The organism is Gordonia sp. 11cp, assembly GCF_057767225.1.
Genome location: NZ_CM173437.1, coordinates 3,464,026 through 3,479,128 on the forward strand (window position 1 = coordinate 3,464,026; position 15,103 = coordinate 3,479,128).

At 69.3% G+C, this 15,103-nt stretch carries 11 protein-coding genes; 7 read left to right on the forward strand and 4 right to left on the reverse strand.

All coding sequences use genetic code 11. From position 1 onward, the window contains the following. Positions 1-3: 3 nt before the first annotated feature. Positions 4-1,176, forward strand: a complete 1,173-nt coding sequence (locus tag AC3B6C_RS15495; protein WP_488373382.1) for a cystathionine gamma-synthase — start codon at positions 4-6, stop codon at positions 1,174-1,176. Positions 1,177-1,189: 13 nt separating this feature from the next. On the opposite strand, the gene AC3B6C_RS15500 is transcribed toward AC3B6C_RS15495, so the two are convergent. Next, on the reverse strand, positions 1,190-2,278 hold the full coding sequence (locus AC3B6C_RS15500) for a class I SAM-dependent methyltransferase (RefSeq protein ID WP_010841796.1): 1,089 nt from the start codon (positions 2,276-2,278) through the stop codon (positions 1,190-1,192). Between the two features lie 195 nt (positions 2,279-2,473). Between AC3B6C_RS15500 and AC3B6C_RS15505 the strand changes: the two genes are divergently transcribed. Genes AC3B6C_RS15505 through AC3B6C_RS15520 form a run of 4 tightly spaced genes read left to right on the forward strand, consistent with a single transcriptional unit; the run spans position 2,474 to position 10,731 of the window. Further along, positions 2,474-3,214, forward strand: coding sequence for a PIG-L deacetylase family protein (locus AC3B6C_RS15505; protein ID WP_488373383.1), 741 nt, complete (start codon positions 2,474-2,476; stop codon positions 3,212-3,214). Between the two features lie 47 nt (positions 3,215-3,261). After that, a complete protein-coding gene (locus AC3B6C_RS15510) occupies positions 3,262-6,228 on the forward strand; it encodes an ATP-binding protein (RefSeq protein ID WP_488373384.1) in 2,967 nt (988 codons plus the stop codon). 47 nt (positions 6,229-6,275) lie between these two features. Beyond that, positions 6,276-7,475 (forward strand): threonine ammonia-lyase, encoded by a 1,200-nt coding sequence (gene ilvA, locus AC3B6C_RS15515; RefSeq protein ID WP_488373385.1) that lies wholly within the window; start codon positions 6,276-6,278, stop codon positions 7,473-7,475. 28 nt (positions 7,476-7,503) lie between these two features. Then, positions 7,504-10,731, forward strand: coding sequence for an AfsR/SARP family transcriptional regulator (locus AC3B6C_RS15520; RefSeq protein ID WP_488373386.1), 3,228 nt, complete (start codon positions 7,504-7,506; stop codon positions 10,729-10,731). On the opposite strand, the gene AC3B6C_RS15525 is transcribed toward AC3B6C_RS15520, so the two are convergent. Further along, entirely contained in the window at positions 10,713-11,546 is an 834-nt protein-coding gene (locus tag AC3B6C_RS15525; protein ID WP_488373387.1) for an ABC transporter permease, read from the reverse strand. The two genes, AC3B6C_RS15520 and AC3B6C_RS15525, sit on opposite strands and share 19 nt — an antisense overlap. Further along, complete coding sequence (locus tag AC3B6C_RS15530) at positions 11,543-12,613, reverse strand: ATP-binding cassette domain-containing protein (protein ID WP_488373388.1); 1,071 nt, start codon at positions 12,611-12,613, stop codon at positions 11,543-11,545. The genes AC3B6C_RS15525 and AC3B6C_RS15530 overlap by 4 nt, the downstream gene beginning before the upstream one ends. A 176-nt stretch (positions 12,614-12,789) precedes the next feature. Between AC3B6C_RS15530 and AC3B6C_RS15535 the strand changes: the two genes are divergently transcribed. Then, complete coding sequence (locus AC3B6C_RS15535) at positions 12,790-13,611, forward strand: hypothetical protein (RefSeq protein WP_044506329.1); 822 nt, start codon at positions 12,790-12,792, stop codon at positions 13,609-13,611. Positions 13,612-13,625: 14 nt separating this feature from the next. On the opposite strand, the gene AC3B6C_RS15540 is transcribed toward AC3B6C_RS15535, so the two are convergent. Continuing rightward, positions 13,626-14,144 carry an SRPBCC family protein gene (locus AC3B6C_RS15540; protein WP_014926144.1) on the reverse strand — a complete coding sequence of 173 codons (519 nt, stop codon included), beginning with the start codon at positions 14,142-14,144 and terminating at the stop codon, positions 13,626-13,628. A gap of 413 nt (positions 14,145-14,557) precedes the next feature. On the opposite strand from AC3B6C_RS15540, the gene AC3B6C_RS15545 reads away from it, so the two are divergent. Further along, positions 14,558-15,043, forward strand: a complete 486-nt coding sequence (locus AC3B6C_RS15545; protein WP_488373389.1) for an Ltp family lipoprotein — start codon at positions 14,558-14,560, stop codon at positions 15,041-15,043. Positions 15,044-15,103 lie beyond the last annotated feature (60 nt).

Here is a 15,103-nt window from a genome sequence, read left to right on the forward strand (position 1 = left end):
ACCGTGAGTGAACGACGCAGTGCGGCGGATTCGGTTCGCTGGCAAGGCTTCTCGACCCGCGCCATCCATGCCGGGTACGACCCCGATCCCCAGACGGGTGCGGTGAACGTCCCCATCTACGCGAGTTCGACCTTCGCCCAGGACGGCGTCGGCGGACTGCGCGACGGCTTCGAGTACGCGCGCACCGGCAACCCGACCCGGCGCGCCCTCGAGGCCAACCTCGCCGCGCTCGAGAACGGCACCTACGGAAGGGCTTTCGCCTCCGGTATGGCGGCCACCGATTGCCTGTTGCGGTCGACGCTGCGGCCGGGCGACCATCTGGTGATCCCCAACGACGCCTACGGCGGGACCTTCCGGCTCATCGACAAGGTCTTCAGCCAGTGGGGTATCACCTACTCGGTGGCCCCGGTGTCCGACGTCGCCGCTGTGCGCGACGCCATCCGGCCGGAGACCAAGCTGGTCTGGACCGAGACGCCGACCAACCCGCTGCTCAACGTCGGCGACATCGAGACCCTCGCCGCGGTCGCACACGAGGCCGGCGCGAAGCTCGTGGTGGACAACACCTTTGCCTCGCCGTACCTGCAGCAGCCGCTCGTCATGGGCGCCGACGTCGTACTGCATTCGACGACCAAGTACCTGGGCGGGCACTCGGATGTCGTCGGTGGCGCGCTGGTCACCGACAGCGAGGAGCTCGACGAGGCGTTCGCATTCCTGCAGAACGGCGCGGGAGCGGTACCGGGCCCGTTCGACGGGTTCCTGACCCTGCGCGGGATCAAGACCCTCGGTGTCCGGATGGATCGGCACTGCGACAACGCGGAGAAGGTCGTCGAGTTCCTGAGCGGCCACGACAAGATCGACGCCGTCCTGTACCCGGGTCTGGAGAACCACCCGGGACACGAGGTCGCGGGTAAGCAGATGAAGCGCTACGGCGGCATGGTCTCGGTGTTGGTCAAGGGCGGCCTCGACGAGGCCAAGGAGTTCTGCGCCCGCACCGAGGTGTTCACGCTCGCCGAATCTCTCGGCGGCATCGAGTCGTTGATCGAACACCCCGGTGCGATGACGCACGCCTCGACCGCCGGATCGCTGCTCGAGGTGCCCGCCAACCTGGTCCGCCTCTCGGTGGGTATCGAGGACATCGACGACATCCTCGGCGATCTGGAAAACGCGCTGCGCTGAGCCGGTCGCGCCGTCAGATCCTCGCCTCGAGGAGCAGATTCGACGCGGTCGTCGCCGCGACGTGCGCGCTCGGCAGCCCGGCTGCCCGGAAGGTGTCGAGCAACCGGGCGGGCCCGGCCTGGGCGCCCAGCGACGTCGCGCCATCGGCGATGCTGTGGGGCACACACAGGTACGAACTGCCCGAGTAGAACAGCAGCGCAACGGGATTGGTCAGGTTCTCGGCGAGCGTGTCGTGCGCCAGCGGCTCGACGGCGATCACCTGTCCGCCTGCACGCAGCGACGACCGTGCGTGCTCGAGCGCGCCCACCGGATCGCCGAAGTCGTGCAGTGCGTCGAAGAACACGATCGCGTCGTAGTCGCCGTCGTAGCTGTGCGCCCCGGCGACCTCGAAACGCACCCGGTCGCCGACGCCTGCCGCGGCCGCCGCCGCGGTTGCCCGCCGCACGGACTCCTCATGGCTGTCCACCCCGACGAACGTGGAGTTCGGGAAGGCCTCGGCGAGAAGGATCGTGGGCACTCCGTGTCCGCAACCGACGTCGAGGACGCGGATGCCCTCGGAGAGTCGTTGCTCGAGGCCGTCGATCGCCGGTATCCACTCGCTGAGCAACGACGCGCGGTAGATCGTCCCGTAGAAGCGTTCGACGCCGGAGAACAGCCGGGAGTCGTGTGCGTGCCAGGGCACACCGTCACCGGTCGCGTACGCGTGCGCGAGCTGGTCGACCGAGGCCCAGATCGCCGCGGCGACCTCGAAGCCGGCCACGATCGCAGCCGGGCTGTCGTCGTCGGCGAGCACCATGGCGTGCTCGGCGGGGAGCACGAAGACGTCGGCGCCCGCGTCGCCGCCGTCCTCGAGCAGCACGTACCCGGCGGCGGCCTGCACGCACAACCATTCGTGCACATACCGTTCGGCGAGTCCGCATCGTTCGGCGAGTTCGGCGCTGGTCGCCGACCCGAGCTGCGCCAGTGCCCGCCACAGTCCGAGGCGGTCGCCGAGGTACGTGCTGATCGAGTGGTAAGCGTGTGTGAGGTCGGCACTGACCTGGCCGGCGAAGGCCTCGACCCGGCCGAGGTCGATGGCGGTGGGATCTGTCGTGGTGGTCATGATCATGTCCCTCTGTTCGGTGATGGTCGGGATGTCGGTGCATCCCGAATCGGTGGTTGCCGCACCCTGGATCGGGTGTGGCCTCAGCGTGCGGCGTGGCCCTGTCATGGCGCTGTCATGATTCGGCCGCGGTCGCGGCGCCCCACGCCGGATCGATGACAGTCGCGTGACAGCGGGGCCGCCGACCATCAGCTCATGACAACGACACGAACCGCGACCGCAGCCGCGGACCATGAGCTGCGAGTGACCGATCTGGGTACGGTGCTGTCCGTCTGGGCGCATCCCGACGACGAGACGTACCTCGCGGGCGGAATCATGGCGGCCGTACGCGATCTGGGCGGCCGCGTGGTCTGCGTGACCGCGACGCGAGGCGAGTCCGCCGACGAGAACGCCACCTCCGCAGCACGTTCGGCGCTCGCGGCCACTCGCACCCGCGAACTGTCCGAGGCCTTCGACGTGATGGGGATCGACGAACATCACTGGCTCGACCTGCCCGACGGAGGCCTCGAGGCACTCGATCCGGCGACCCCGGTGGCGCGTATCGCCGCACTGCTCGACGAGGTCCGGCCCGACACCGTCCTCACCTTCGGCCCGGACGGGGTGACCGGTCACCCCGATCACCGCACGGTCAACCGCTGGGTGCTCCGCGCGATTGCCTCCGCGGGTGTCGAACCCAGGGTCCTGCACCCGGTCGCCACCGGACGGGCCGTCGAGTACGACCTCGCCCGCGACTTCGACATGTGGGCGCTCGGCGGTCCGAGGCAGTGCCCGACCGAGAAGGTGGCGCTGCGGCTCCGACTCGCCGGTGCCGAACTCGATCGCAAGGTCGATGCGCTACTGGCGCAGCGATCCCAGACCGAGGATCTGGCCGCGGCGATCGGTCTCGATCGATACCGGACGTGGGTGTCGGTGGAGGCCTACGCTCATCCTGCATAGGACGCGGGCACACCACGGATGGGTTGTCGGAGACCGGGAGGACGGGGATGTCGGTTCAGGAGCCGGACCACCGCATCGGGCCGCCTCCGATCGGCGTCGGGCTGCTGGGTCCGCTCACGCTGCACGTCGACGGCGTCGAGGTGCCGGTCGCCGGGGACCGGCGGCGCGCGCTACTGGCCCTGCTCGCGACGGCCGGACGACACGGGGTGGGTACCGGCCGGCTCGTCGACGAACTCTGGGGCACGGCGGTGCCCAAGGATCCCGTTGCCGCACTGCACAACCTGGTGTCGCGGCTGCGGAATCACCTGGGCCGGCACGCACACCTGCTGGAGCGGCGGCCCGCCGGCTATCGGCTGAGCGAATGCGTCGTCGACAGCGACGTCGTCCGCGAGCTGCTCGCGACCGCCTCCGCCACCGACGACCCGACGTCCCGGGTACGCGTGACCGCCCGAGCGCTCGAGCTGTGGCGCGGAGATCCGCTCGGCGAGTTCACCGGTCTCGCAGATCTCGGTGCCGAGCGAGTCGCGCTCGAGGAGCTCCGCCAGCGCCTCGACGACGCGCACCTCGAAGCGCTGGTGGACGCGGCCGACCCGACCGCCACAGCTTCCGCGACCGCACTTGTCGCTGCGAATCCGTTGCGCGAGAGCGCGACCCGACTGCTGATCCGGGCTCTCGCAGCAGACGGCCGCACCGCGGAGGCGATGTCGGTGGCGTCCGGATTCCGGATGCGCCTGGCCGAGGCGACCGGTCTGGATCCGAGTCCGGCGCTGGGCGCACTCGAACAGTCCGTCGCCGCCGGAGACGCCGCCATCCCGATCTCGACTCGTCTGGCCGGTCCGGCCGCCGGGTCCCCTCGCCCGGCTCCGACGGGCGGACCGATGGTGGGGCGCGAACGCGAGCGTGCCGAGGTGTCCCGGCTCCTGGCCGCTCATCGTCTGGTGACGTTGACCGGGACCGGTGGGGTCGGCAAGACCACACTCGCCCTCGATGTCGCGGCCGACCCCGTGGTCTTCCCGGACCACGCGGTGTACGTCGTCAACCTCGCCGCGGTGGCGCGTGAGGACCGGGTGGCCGCTGCGGTCACCTCGACCCTCGGTCTCGACCTGGACGCGGCCGCCTCGCCGTCGACGGTCGCGCGTCACCTCGGCACCGGCGCGTCGCTGCTGGTCCTCGACAACTGTGAGCATCTGCTGGCCGCGTGCCGGGAACTGGTCGGCGAGATCATCCGATTCGCGCCACGGGTACGGGTCCTGGCGACGTCCCGGGTCGTCCTGCACCTGCCGGCCGAGTACGTCGTCCGTCTGCAACCGCTGCAGGTCCCGTCGCACGCCCCCGGCACCGTCGACGCCGCGTTGCGGCAACCGGCGATCCGCGCGTTCGTGGAGCACGCGGGACGCCGCAACCCGGACTTCGCCGTCACCGAACGGGACCTGCCCGACCTCGTCGACCTCCTCGGCCGGGTCGACGGACTCCCGCTCGGGATCGAACTCGCCGCCCGGCAGGCAGCGGTGATGCCGGTGGCCGAGGTGGTCGGCTTGCTCGGTCGTGCACTGGATCTCGCGACCGGGCCGGCCGGCGGCGGCGCCGCGCGCACCCTCCGGGTCAGCGTGGATGTGTCCTTCCGGCTGCTGTCGGGTCCGGACCAGGCCGTTCTCGCCGCCGTGGCCACCTTTCCCGGTGGCGTCACGGTCCGCACGTTCGAATCCCTCGCCGGACATGTCGGGGGCGTCGACGATCCGCTGGAGACGCTGCACCGGCTCGTCGACAGCTCGCTGCTCGTCGCCGATGCGTCGGAGGGCCGGTACCGCCTGCTCCACCTCATCCGGCACTACCTGCTCGATCACCTCGAGGCGTCGGGCATGCTCGCCGCCGCCGAGGACCGCTTCCTGGAGGAGTGCGTGGCAACGGTTCGCGAGATCGAGGTCGCCTGGCTGGGAAGTGGGGAGCGCGCCGCGAACCGGCGACTCCACGCCGAGATGGACAACGTGCGTTCCGCACGTGATCTTGCCGCCGCACGTGATCGCATCGACGTGCTCGTCGCCATCACGACGTCGCTCTTCCTCGTCGGCATCTGGCGGAACATCCGCGAATTGTGGACCTGGGCAATCGAGATCGCGCAGTCCGAGCGCCTGGACGATCAGGCCGGTCGCGCCGCGGTGCTGTCGGCCGGCGCGGAGGCGGCACGGCTGGTCGGCGAGTTCGACCTCGCGCTCGACCTCGCAGAACGTGCACTGCGTCTCGAGGAGGCGCGACCACCGCGTGACGGTGACCGGATCGACGACCGCCTGCTCGGGGCACATGCCGCCACCGCCGCGGTCGCGCACTTCCGGGGCGACTTCCCGGTCGCCATCCGACACTGGACCTGGTGCGGAGGTCACGAGTCGCTCGGCCCGGCCTATCTGGCCTCGGCCGCGCTGGCGGCCTCCTACGCGGGCGACGCGGAGCATGCGGCGCGGCTCCTGGCCACCGCGCGGACCGAGATCGCCGCCGCGGCCGGGCCGTCGCAGCATGCGTTCCTGGATTATGTGCAGGCCGAGCTCGTCGCGCCGGCCGATCCGGCGTCTGCGCTCGCGCTGTACCGGCGAGCGCACGAGCTGGCCGACGACGTCGGTGCGACGTTCATCGTCGGCATCGCTCGTGTCGGAGCGGCGTCGTGTCTGACGCGGGTCGGTGACACCCCCAGGGCGGCCGAGGCGTACGTCGTCCTCCTCGAGGCCTGGCGCGACAGCGGTCAGCGCACCCAGCTGTGGACCACGGCCCGCAATGCGGTGACCCTTCTGCGCGCGCGAGGGCGTCGTGAGGTCGCCGAACTGCTGGTCAGGGCAGCCGAACTCGACCCTGCGTCGGCGCTCGATCCGTCGTCGGCCGACGCGACGCCGTTCGGAGCCTCCCCATCGGAGGTCCCCGCTCCGGTGGCCGGGCTCGTTCTCGACGCCGACGAGGTGCTCGAGCAGGCGATCGGTGAACTGCGTGCGATCGCGGCCGAGATGACACCATCGGACGCGGATGCCTGAGGTGCGCCGGTGACCGCCCGGCGCACGAGCGGGCGGATACTGGTCCCATGCTGCTGACCGCCGCGGACATCGACAGGGCCACACAGGAACTCTCCGGGGTGATCCGGCGGACGCCGACGATCGCCTCGCGGGTGGTGTCCGAGCGCAGCGGAGCGCAGGTGTGGCTCAAGTGTGAGAACCTGCAGCGCACCGGGTCGTTCAAGCCGCGCGGGGCGTACCTGCGCACCTCCCGGTTGTCGGCGGAGGAACGTGCGCGAGGCGTCGTCGCGGCCAGCGCGGGCAATCACGCACAGGGAGTCGCCTGGGCGGCTTCGGATCTGGGTATCCCCGCACGGGTCTACATGCCGACCGGGGCGGCGCTGCAGAAGATCGCCGCCACGAAGGCCTATGGCGCCGAGGTGGTGCTCGCGGGGTCGACCGTCGACGAGGCGCTCGTCGAGGCGCAGCGTCACGCCGACGCGACGGGTGCGGCGCTGATCCATCCGTTCGATCACCTCGACGTCGTGGCCGGACAGTCGACGGTCGGGGTGGAGATCCTGGAGCAGATACCGGATGTCACCACGATCGTCGTGCCTCTCGGCGGCGGTGGACTGCTGGCCGGTGTCGCCGCCGCGGTGCGTCTGCGTCGTCCGGAGGTGTCGGTGATCGGCGTGCAGGCGGCGCAGGCGGCGGCCTGGCCGGCATCGATCGCCGAAGAGCGGCCCGTGCCCGCGACGTCGATGAACACCATGGCCGACGGCATCGCGGTCGCAACCCCCGGCGCCGTCCCGTTCGCGCACGTCGCCGAGTTCGTGGATCGGGTCGTCACGGTCACCGAGGAAGAACTGAGCACGGCACTGCTGCTGATGCTCGAACGGGCCAAACTCGTGGTCGAGCCCGCGGGTGCGGCGGCGGTCGCGGCCGCCGTCAGCGGACGGCTCGCGCTGTCGGGAACCGTGTGCGTGGTGCTGTCCGGCGGCAACATCGATCCGCTGCTGCTGCGCCATGTCACCACGCACGGCCTGACCGCCGCCGGCCGTTTCCTCACCGTGACGGCCACCGTCTCCGATCGTCCGGGTGGTCTCGTCACGCTCCTCGAGCTGCTCCGCGACCTGGGCGCGAGTGTGCTCGACGTCGTCCATTCGCGCGTCGCCGACGACCTGTATCTCGGCGAGGTGCAGGTGACGGTCAGCGTCGAGACCCGCGGACACGACCACCAGCACGACGTCCGGCGGGCCCTCGCCGATGCGGGGTTCCTGCGGGACTGAACGTGACGGTCGGCGCTAACCTGTCTGGGTGTCTGCCGACGGACCCGCCCTGATCGGTGTGCTGGGCCCGATCGCGGTCGCGTCGTGCCCGGTGGGGGCGGAGAGCCCGGACCGGCTCGTCGGCGTGCCGGGTCTGCGGGCCCGACGCCTGCTCGTGTCGCTCGCCCTCGCCGAGGGGCGCGTGCGCTCGGCGGATCGCCTGATCGACGACGTCTGGGGCGACGATCCGCCGCGTTCTCCGCACAGTGCGCTGCACACCCAGGTGTCCCGGCTGCGCAAGCTCCTGCCCGAGGGTGTTCTCGAGGGCGGTGAACACGGTTATCGGTTGCGCGACAGCCGTACTGACCTCGACGTGGTCGAGAGGTTGCTCGCCGACGGCGACCGGGCCGGGCTCGACCAGGCGCGACAGTGGTGGCGCGGTGTGCCCGGCGACGATCTCGGAGACGGGTCCCCGGTGGTGGCGATGCTGTCCGCACGGATTCGACGTCTCGAGGACGCGCTCGACACCGCGCAGCTGACGGTCGCGCTCACCGCGGGCGACTATTCAACCGCTCGATTCGTCGCCGAAAAGCTCTGCGCCCGAGATCCCTTCGACGAGTCGGCGCATTCTGCCCTGATGCGGGCGCTCGCCGGAGAGGGTCGCGACGCCGAGGCGCTCGTCGTGTTCGACCGGCTCAGACGCCGACTGTCGACCGAGCTGGGCGTGGACCCGGGCCCCGAGGTGGCCCGGGTCCACGCCGAGATCCTCGCTGCGGCACCGCCGGAGACCGGCGCACCACGCTCCGCGCGTGCCGTCGGATTGCGCTCACCCACCACCGAACTCATCGGACGCGTCGCTGACCTCGACACCGTGGCGGGCATGCTCGACACCGGTCGCGTGGTGACCGTGCTCGGTCCGGGTGGGGTCGGCAAGACGAGGGTCGCGACCGAGATCGGGCACCGGCTGCATGAGGCGGGGGTCCCGGTCTACTTCGTGTCGCTCGCCTCGGTGCGGTCCGACGAGGACGTGATCCCGGCGATCGCCGCGACACTCGGGGTCGGTGAGTCCGACCTCTCCGCAACCGGTCGCCCCCGCATGACCCCCGGGGACCTGACCGCACGTCTCGAGGATGTGCTGCGCGAGCGGGCGTCGGTGGTGATCCTCGACAACTGCGAGCAGATCGTCGACGCGTGCGCCCGGATCGTCGGCGAGCTCACCGCCGCGGTACCGGGCCTCCGTGTCCTGTCCACGAGCCGCACGCCGTTGGCCATCGTCGGTGAGCAGGTGCACCAACTGCCCGTCCTGGCGGCTGCGGATGCGGATTCACCTGCGGTGCAGCTGTTCCGGACTCGTGCGAGCGCCGTGCGACCCGACGCCGACCTGCCCACCGACCGCGTCGTCGAACTCTGCCGCCACCTCGACGGACTGCCTCTGGCCATCGAGCTGGCGGCCGCCCGTGTCCGGACGATGACGGTCGAGGAGATCACCGACCGCCTGGGGGAGAAGTTCGCGCTTCTGCGTTCTGCCGATCGCACCTCGCCCGACCGGCACCGCACCCTCTACGCGGTGATCGAGTGGAGTTGGGAACTGCTCGACGACGCGGGCCGGGCGGCGCTGGTGCAGCTGTGCCGCTTTCCCGGGGGGTTCGGCCGGTCGGCCGCCCAAGCGGTGACCGGGGCCGCCGGGGCGGTCCTCGACGACACCCTCGAGAGTCTGACCAACCAGTCGCTGCTCTCGGTGGTCGAAACCGATGGTGCGGCGCGCTTCCGGATGCTGGAGATGGTTCGGGAGTTCGGCGAGACCAGAATGGATGCCGAACTGGCCGTCCTGGTCGAGTCGCGGATGAGTGGCTGGGCAGTGCACTTCGTCACCGGGATGCGCGAGCTGGCGGAGGAGGGGGATCATCTCGCCGGTGCCGGCGGGATGGCGCGCGAGGCCGACAATCTGACCTGGATCCTCCGTTCGGCGTGCGAAACCGCCTCCGTGACACCGACCGACGAGGTCGTCGCGGTGCTCACGACGCTGTATCCGGCACTGGCATACCACTGGACGGTTCGCGGTCTGCACGGGGAGACGCGGGCGTGGGGTGCCCGGGTGTTGATGGCGTTGCCGCGCCCGCCCGAGGCGCCCGACGACGCCGTCCGTGAGAACTGGCAGGCGACCGCCATCGTCGGTGCGGTGCACGGGATGATGACCGGCGAACTCCGGGTGGTCGCCACCGCCAGGTTCATCCTGCGTGGTTTGCATCGCGCCCGTCTGACCTTCGATCGTGCCAGCGAGTTCTTGTCCGCTGTCGCATTGGCGCCAAACGCGATTCGAGGCTACCGACTGATCTGCCTGGCGGCCGGTACCGCGTCCGACGACGAGGTGCGGGCACTGGCGCTGACGATGCGGTCACACCTGCGGGAGAACCGCGGGCTGCTGGGCCCCGCGCTCCGGGACTCGATCGCATCCGGCGAATGGCTCGCCCGCAGTCGCTATGCGCCCTGGTTCCAGGGGATGTGGCAGTCGAGCACCGGGAGTCTGTACGCCCAGCAGGGCCGGTACGCCGCGGCGGCGTCGACGTACCGGGTCGGTATCGACCTGCTGGGTCGCCTGCACGCGGTCGAGGACGTCCGCCAGCTCCAGACCTTCCTGGTGCTCACCCTGCTCGCCGACGGCCGGGTCGCCGAAGCCCGTCGCGAACTCGCGGTCATCACCGACGACTGGGAGCTCGACATCGAGGACCCGCAGGGCAATCCAGAGGTGACCGGGCCGGCACTGCTCTGCGTCGCCGAACTCGCGCTCGTCGACGGTGTGCCCGATGCCGAGGTCGCAGCGGCCTTCGCGCGGGCGGCACGGGTCATGCTGCGGGATCATCCCTTCGGCGTCGCCGACCCGGCGGTGCTGATGGTGGTCAGCGGATGTGTGGCCGGGCTGGTGCGGTGCGGGGATCTCGGGGCGGCGTGGGAACTGGTCCCGCAGATGGTGAAGGGACTCGACGACATGACGTTCGGACCCGGCTGGCAGGACCTTCCGCAGGCCGGCACCGTGGCCGCGGCGTTCACCGTGCTGTACGGGGCGGACCGGGGGCCGGACCCCCTCTGTCGACGCCTTGTCGAGTTGACGCTGAGTCTGCCCGGACGACAGGACTATCCGTCGTTGCAGTGGGCTCGGCACTGGGCGCTGGAGCGACACCGGGACCACGGCGGTGTGGCCCGGCACCCGATCGTGCCGCGCCACACCGCCGTGGACGAACTCGCGGGCGTGATCCGCGATCATGCGTTGCGCATGTAGGCCCGCACCGCGAGGGGGGCGAACACGGCGGTGATCACCGCTGCGCCGATCAGGGCCCACACGACATGGATGCCGGCGTGACCGGAGTTCGTCAGTTCGCGCACCGCCGTGACGAGGTGGCTGACCGGGTTGACGTTGACGAAGCCCTGCAACCAGCCAGGCATGGTGTCGACCGGGACGAAGGCGTTCGACATGAAGGTCAGCGGGAACATGATCATCATCGAAATCCCCTGCACGGCAGATGCTTTGCTCATGAGGCAGCCCATCAGTGCGAAGATCCACGAGACCGCGAAACTGCACACGATGATGAGTGCGGCCGAGGCGATCACGCCGAATACGTCGGGCCGCCAGCCCATCAACACGCCAATCACCACGGTCAGCACGGTTGCGATGGAGTAGCGGATGACATCGGCGAGCAGGGCGCCGGCGAGTGGGCTGATCCGGGCGATCGGTAGGGAACGGAACCGGTCGAAGACACCCTTGTCCATGTCCTCACGCAACTGGGTGCCGGTGACGATCGAGGTCATGATCACGGTCTGCACGAGGATGCCCGGAATGATCACCGGCAGATAGGCTTCCACGTTGCCGCTGATCGCGCCACCGAAGATGTAGGTGAACATCAGCGTGAAGATGATCGGCTGGAATGTCACGTCGAATAGCTGTTCGGGGTTGTGCCGGATCTTCAGCACACCGCGGTAGGCCATGCTGAACGATTGCCGGAACGACTCGGCCAGGCTGATCGAGGTCTTCACCCGGGCGCGTGTGGCGCGGGTCGTGATCGGGGTCGACGGGGGACTGTCGATGGTGGCGGTCATGCGTGGGCCTCCTGTGTGGTGTCGGACGGATGTGTGTCGGATGACTGGTGCCCGGGTGCGTCGGCGTCGGAATCCGTCTGCGCCGGCCTACCGGTGATGGTGAGGAACACCTCGTCGAGACTCGGCTTCTGCACGGTGATCTCCTCGATGCCGATCCCGTTCTCGCGCAGCGCGATCAGCACATCGGGTACGAGATCGGCGGAACTGAGCGGAACCGTCGTCCGCGCCGCCTCCGGGCTCAGCGCGGCCTTCTGCCCGAGGATCGACTCCGCGATCTCGCACACGCGGGGTGCATCAGCACGATCGGTCGCGACGAGTTGGAGGGTGCTGGCACCGATGGAGTGCTTGAGCTCGTCGGCCGTGCCGTCGGCGATGACCCGACCGTGATCGATGACGGCGATGCGGTCGGCCAGCTGATCGGCCTCGTCGAGGTACTGGGTGGTGAGCAGGACCGTCGACCCGCCCGCGACGAGGCGACGGATGGTGTCCCACATCTGGGCACGAGTTCGCGGATCGAGTCCGGTCGTCGGTTCGTCGAGGAACAGCAGCGGCGGGGTGTCGATCAGGCTGGCCGCGAGGTCGAGGCGTCGACGCATGCCGCCGGAGAAGTTCTTCAGCGGCCGGGCCGCGGCGTCGGTGAGGGCGAACTCCTCGAGCAACTCGTCGGCGCGCGAACGTGCCGCAGTCCGTGAGAAGCCCAGCAGGCGGGCGAACAGCACCAGGTTCTGGGTGGCGGTGAGATCCTCGTCGACGGAGGCGTACTGCCCGGTGACGCCGACGAGCGAACGTACCGCGACCGCGTCGTCGACGACGTCGTAGCCGAAGACCCGTGCCGCTCCGGCATCCGGACGCAGGAGGGTGGCCAGCATGCTGACGGTGGTCGTCTTTCCGGCACCGTTGGGTCCCAGGACGCCGTACACCGATCCGGTCGGGACGGTGAGATCGACGCCGTTGACCGCGCGGGTCGAGCCGAAGTGCTTGACGAGTCCGCGCGCCTCGATCGCTAGGTCGGTGCGGGGGGACGGAGCGGGCCCGGCGCCGGGCCGGGGAGTGGTTGTCGTTGTCATGACGACAACTGTGGACCGGGTTCCTGTCGTCGGGCTTGCGTGCGCTTACGTGGTTCTGTCGCGCATCGGACGAAGTGTCCCGCGGAACGCTCGGACACCGTTGTGGCCTGTGGACAGTGCTCACGCTGTGGATTCATGGTGCGGCTGCGAGGGCTGGACGGTTTACGTTGCCCGCCATGGGACGACGCACACATTCCGCCGAGGCGGCCTGGACGCCACAGATCGCGTATCAGGTCCGTCACGAGCTGATGGATCATGTCCACGAGCGACGACGGGTGGTCAACAAGCGGCTGGATGCACTCGAGGCCGAAGCCGGCCAGGTGGCGGAGGTTCTCGATGACGCGGACGACGGCTTGGTGGTGCTCGGTCCGGAAGAGTACGCCGAACGGGAGGTCGCGCTGGAGGAGGTGCACGGACTCTTCGCGCTCGCCGGCTGGTGGTCCGGGCAGCTCGCGGTCACGGTGTTGGAGCTCGCCGATGCTCCCGTGCATTGGATCACGGCTCCCGCAGTCGAGGTGATCACTGGTGTTCGGGACGGCGAATCCGATGTCGCGGGTGCCGTTCTGGACCCCCACGTCCTGTCGACGTTGGGCGATGCCGGCATCGCGTTGTTCGAGAAGTCCGCGGGCCGTCATCGATCACCGGCCGGGCTGTCGGCTTCCGACCACGCCGACGTCGGGATCGACGGCTTGTGCTGGCGGCGCGCAACACTCGGTGAAGAGGATGCACCTCCCGTCGTGGACATGGTCGTGGTGCACGTGTTGACTCACGACCGAAAGCTCCGGCGTGCCGCTTCGATCGACGGTTGCCGCCCGGAGGTCGTCGACGTGGATTCGTTCAGCGTGCCGGTCGATCGGGAGTCCACCGCCGGCGGACGAAACCGGCGATCGGTCCGAGTGCTGACCCGTCTTGCGGAGGAACTCGGCCGGGGCATGCTGACCGTCTCGTCGAACGGAATGACCGACCGGTCATCCGTGGCGATCGCCGTCGTGTCCTGAGGCCTTTGAGCGGTTCACCTGGCCGGTTCGAGATCCGCGAAGTGTTTGAGGGTGTCGGCCTCGATGGTCTTGTACACGGTCGACGACGCCGGACCGGAGAAGGCGGTGACCACACGCGAGGAGGTGGGCAGCTCCAGCGCGAAGGTCCACTTGAGCCGACAGCCCACGTCGGCACGCGAGATCTCGGTCGCCTCGCCGAACCGCCGGATACCCGGGACATTCGCCCTCAGAACCCGGAAACCGTTGCGGTAGTGCCCGTTCTCCGGATCTTCGGTCCAGTCGAAGAAGTCTTCCTCGAGGGTCACATAGCCGGGGCCGAGCACCGCCCGGCGCTGGGTCCCCACACCGTACGGCGGCGGTGACACGAACTCGATCTTCTTGATCGCGCGGCACCAGTCGAGGGTGTGCTGACGGGTGAACTCGGCCCACGCGCGTTCCGGCGTGACCGGCAGGCGGACGTCGATGACATGCCGGACCGGCGCATCGTCGAAGAAGTCGAGATCGAAGGTCTGCAGCTCATGAGAACGTGCCATGGGTCACATTCAAGCACGGGACCCCGACCGGCGCCTCGGGCGCGTCGCGGACCCGGAGGGGCGGGGCGAGGCGGCTGGAAGGTTCATCTGTTCGGATGACATTGTGCGACAACGGTTTTGTCAGACCTCGATGCGACAGTGCGTGCAGATGCGGGACCGCTTCCCAGGTGCCGCACGATAGAGAAGGACCTACGATGACCGACCCCCAGAATCCATATCCCGGCCCCAACCCGGGTCAGCAGCCTCCTTACGGCCAGCCCTACCAGGGACAGCAATACGGGCAACCCCCACAACCCGGGGCACCGCAGTACGGCACTCCCCAGTACGGCACTCCCCAGTACGGTGCTCGACCCCAGCCGTACCCGGCCCCACCTGCCAAGAAGAAGAAGTGGCCTTGGGTCCTGGGGGCCCTCGTGATCCTGCTGATCATCATCCTCGCGGCCACCTCTGGTGGAGGGTCGGACGACACGGACACCACGGCGGATTCGGGTGCTTCATCCGTACCTCAGAATCCCAGTGAGCGAAGAGATTCCGCGACTGACGAGGCCGCGACGCCAGGTCAGCCTACGGAGACCCAGCCACCAGCTGAGCAGGACCTGTCCTCTGAGCAGAAGAACGCCGTGTCGAAGGCAGAAGACTATTTGTCCCTGTCCGGGTTCTCGAAGTCCGGACTAATCAAGCAACTGGAGTTCGAGGGTTACTCAAACGCGGACGCCGTGGTGGCGGTGGACAAGTTGGAGTCTGACGGAGACGTGAACTGGAATGAGCAGGCGGCCAAGAAGGCCGGCGAGTACCAAGCGGTGTCGCCCATGTCACGCCAGGGTCTCGTCCAGCAGCTGGAGTTCGAAGGATTCACGCCGGAACAGGCTGCATACGGGGCGGACAACGCCGAGTCCTGAAGGTAGGTAGTTCGACCACACCTGGGGTAGAACGGTGGGCTCAACCGGTGAACCTCGACT

Coding starts and splice junctions, on each gene's coding strand:
- ilvA (WP_488373385.1), top strand. CDS start 6,276: ATGCTGCTGACCGCCGCGGACATCGACAGGGCCACACAGGAACTCTCC.
- AC3B6C_RS15510 (WP_488373384.1), top strand. CDS start 3,262: ATGTCGGTTCAGGAGCCGGACCACCGCATCGGGCCGCCTCCGATCGGC.
- AC3B6C_RS15530 (WP_488373388.1), bottom strand. CDS start 12,613: ATGACAACGACAACCACTCCCCGGCCCGGCGCCGGGCCCGCTCCGTCC.
- AC3B6C_RS15505 (WP_488373383.1), top strand. CDS start 2,474: ATGACAACGACACGAACCGCGACCGCAGCCGCGGACCATGAGCTGCGA.
- AC3B6C_RS15540 (WP_014926144.1), bottom strand. CDS start 14,144: ATGGCACGTTCTCATGAGCTGCAGACCTTCGATCTCGACTTCTTCGAC.
- AC3B6C_RS15535 (WP_044506329.1), top strand. CDS start 12,790: ATGGGACGACGCACACATTCCGCCGAGGCGGCCTGGACGCCACAGATC.
- AC3B6C_RS15500 (WP_010841796.1), bottom strand. CDS start 2,278: ATGACCACCACGACAGATCCCACCGCCATCGACCTCGGCCGGGTCGAG.
- AC3B6C_RS15525 (WP_488373387.1), bottom strand. CDS start 11,546: ATGACCGCCACCATCGACAGTCCCCCGTCGACCCCGATCACGACCCGC.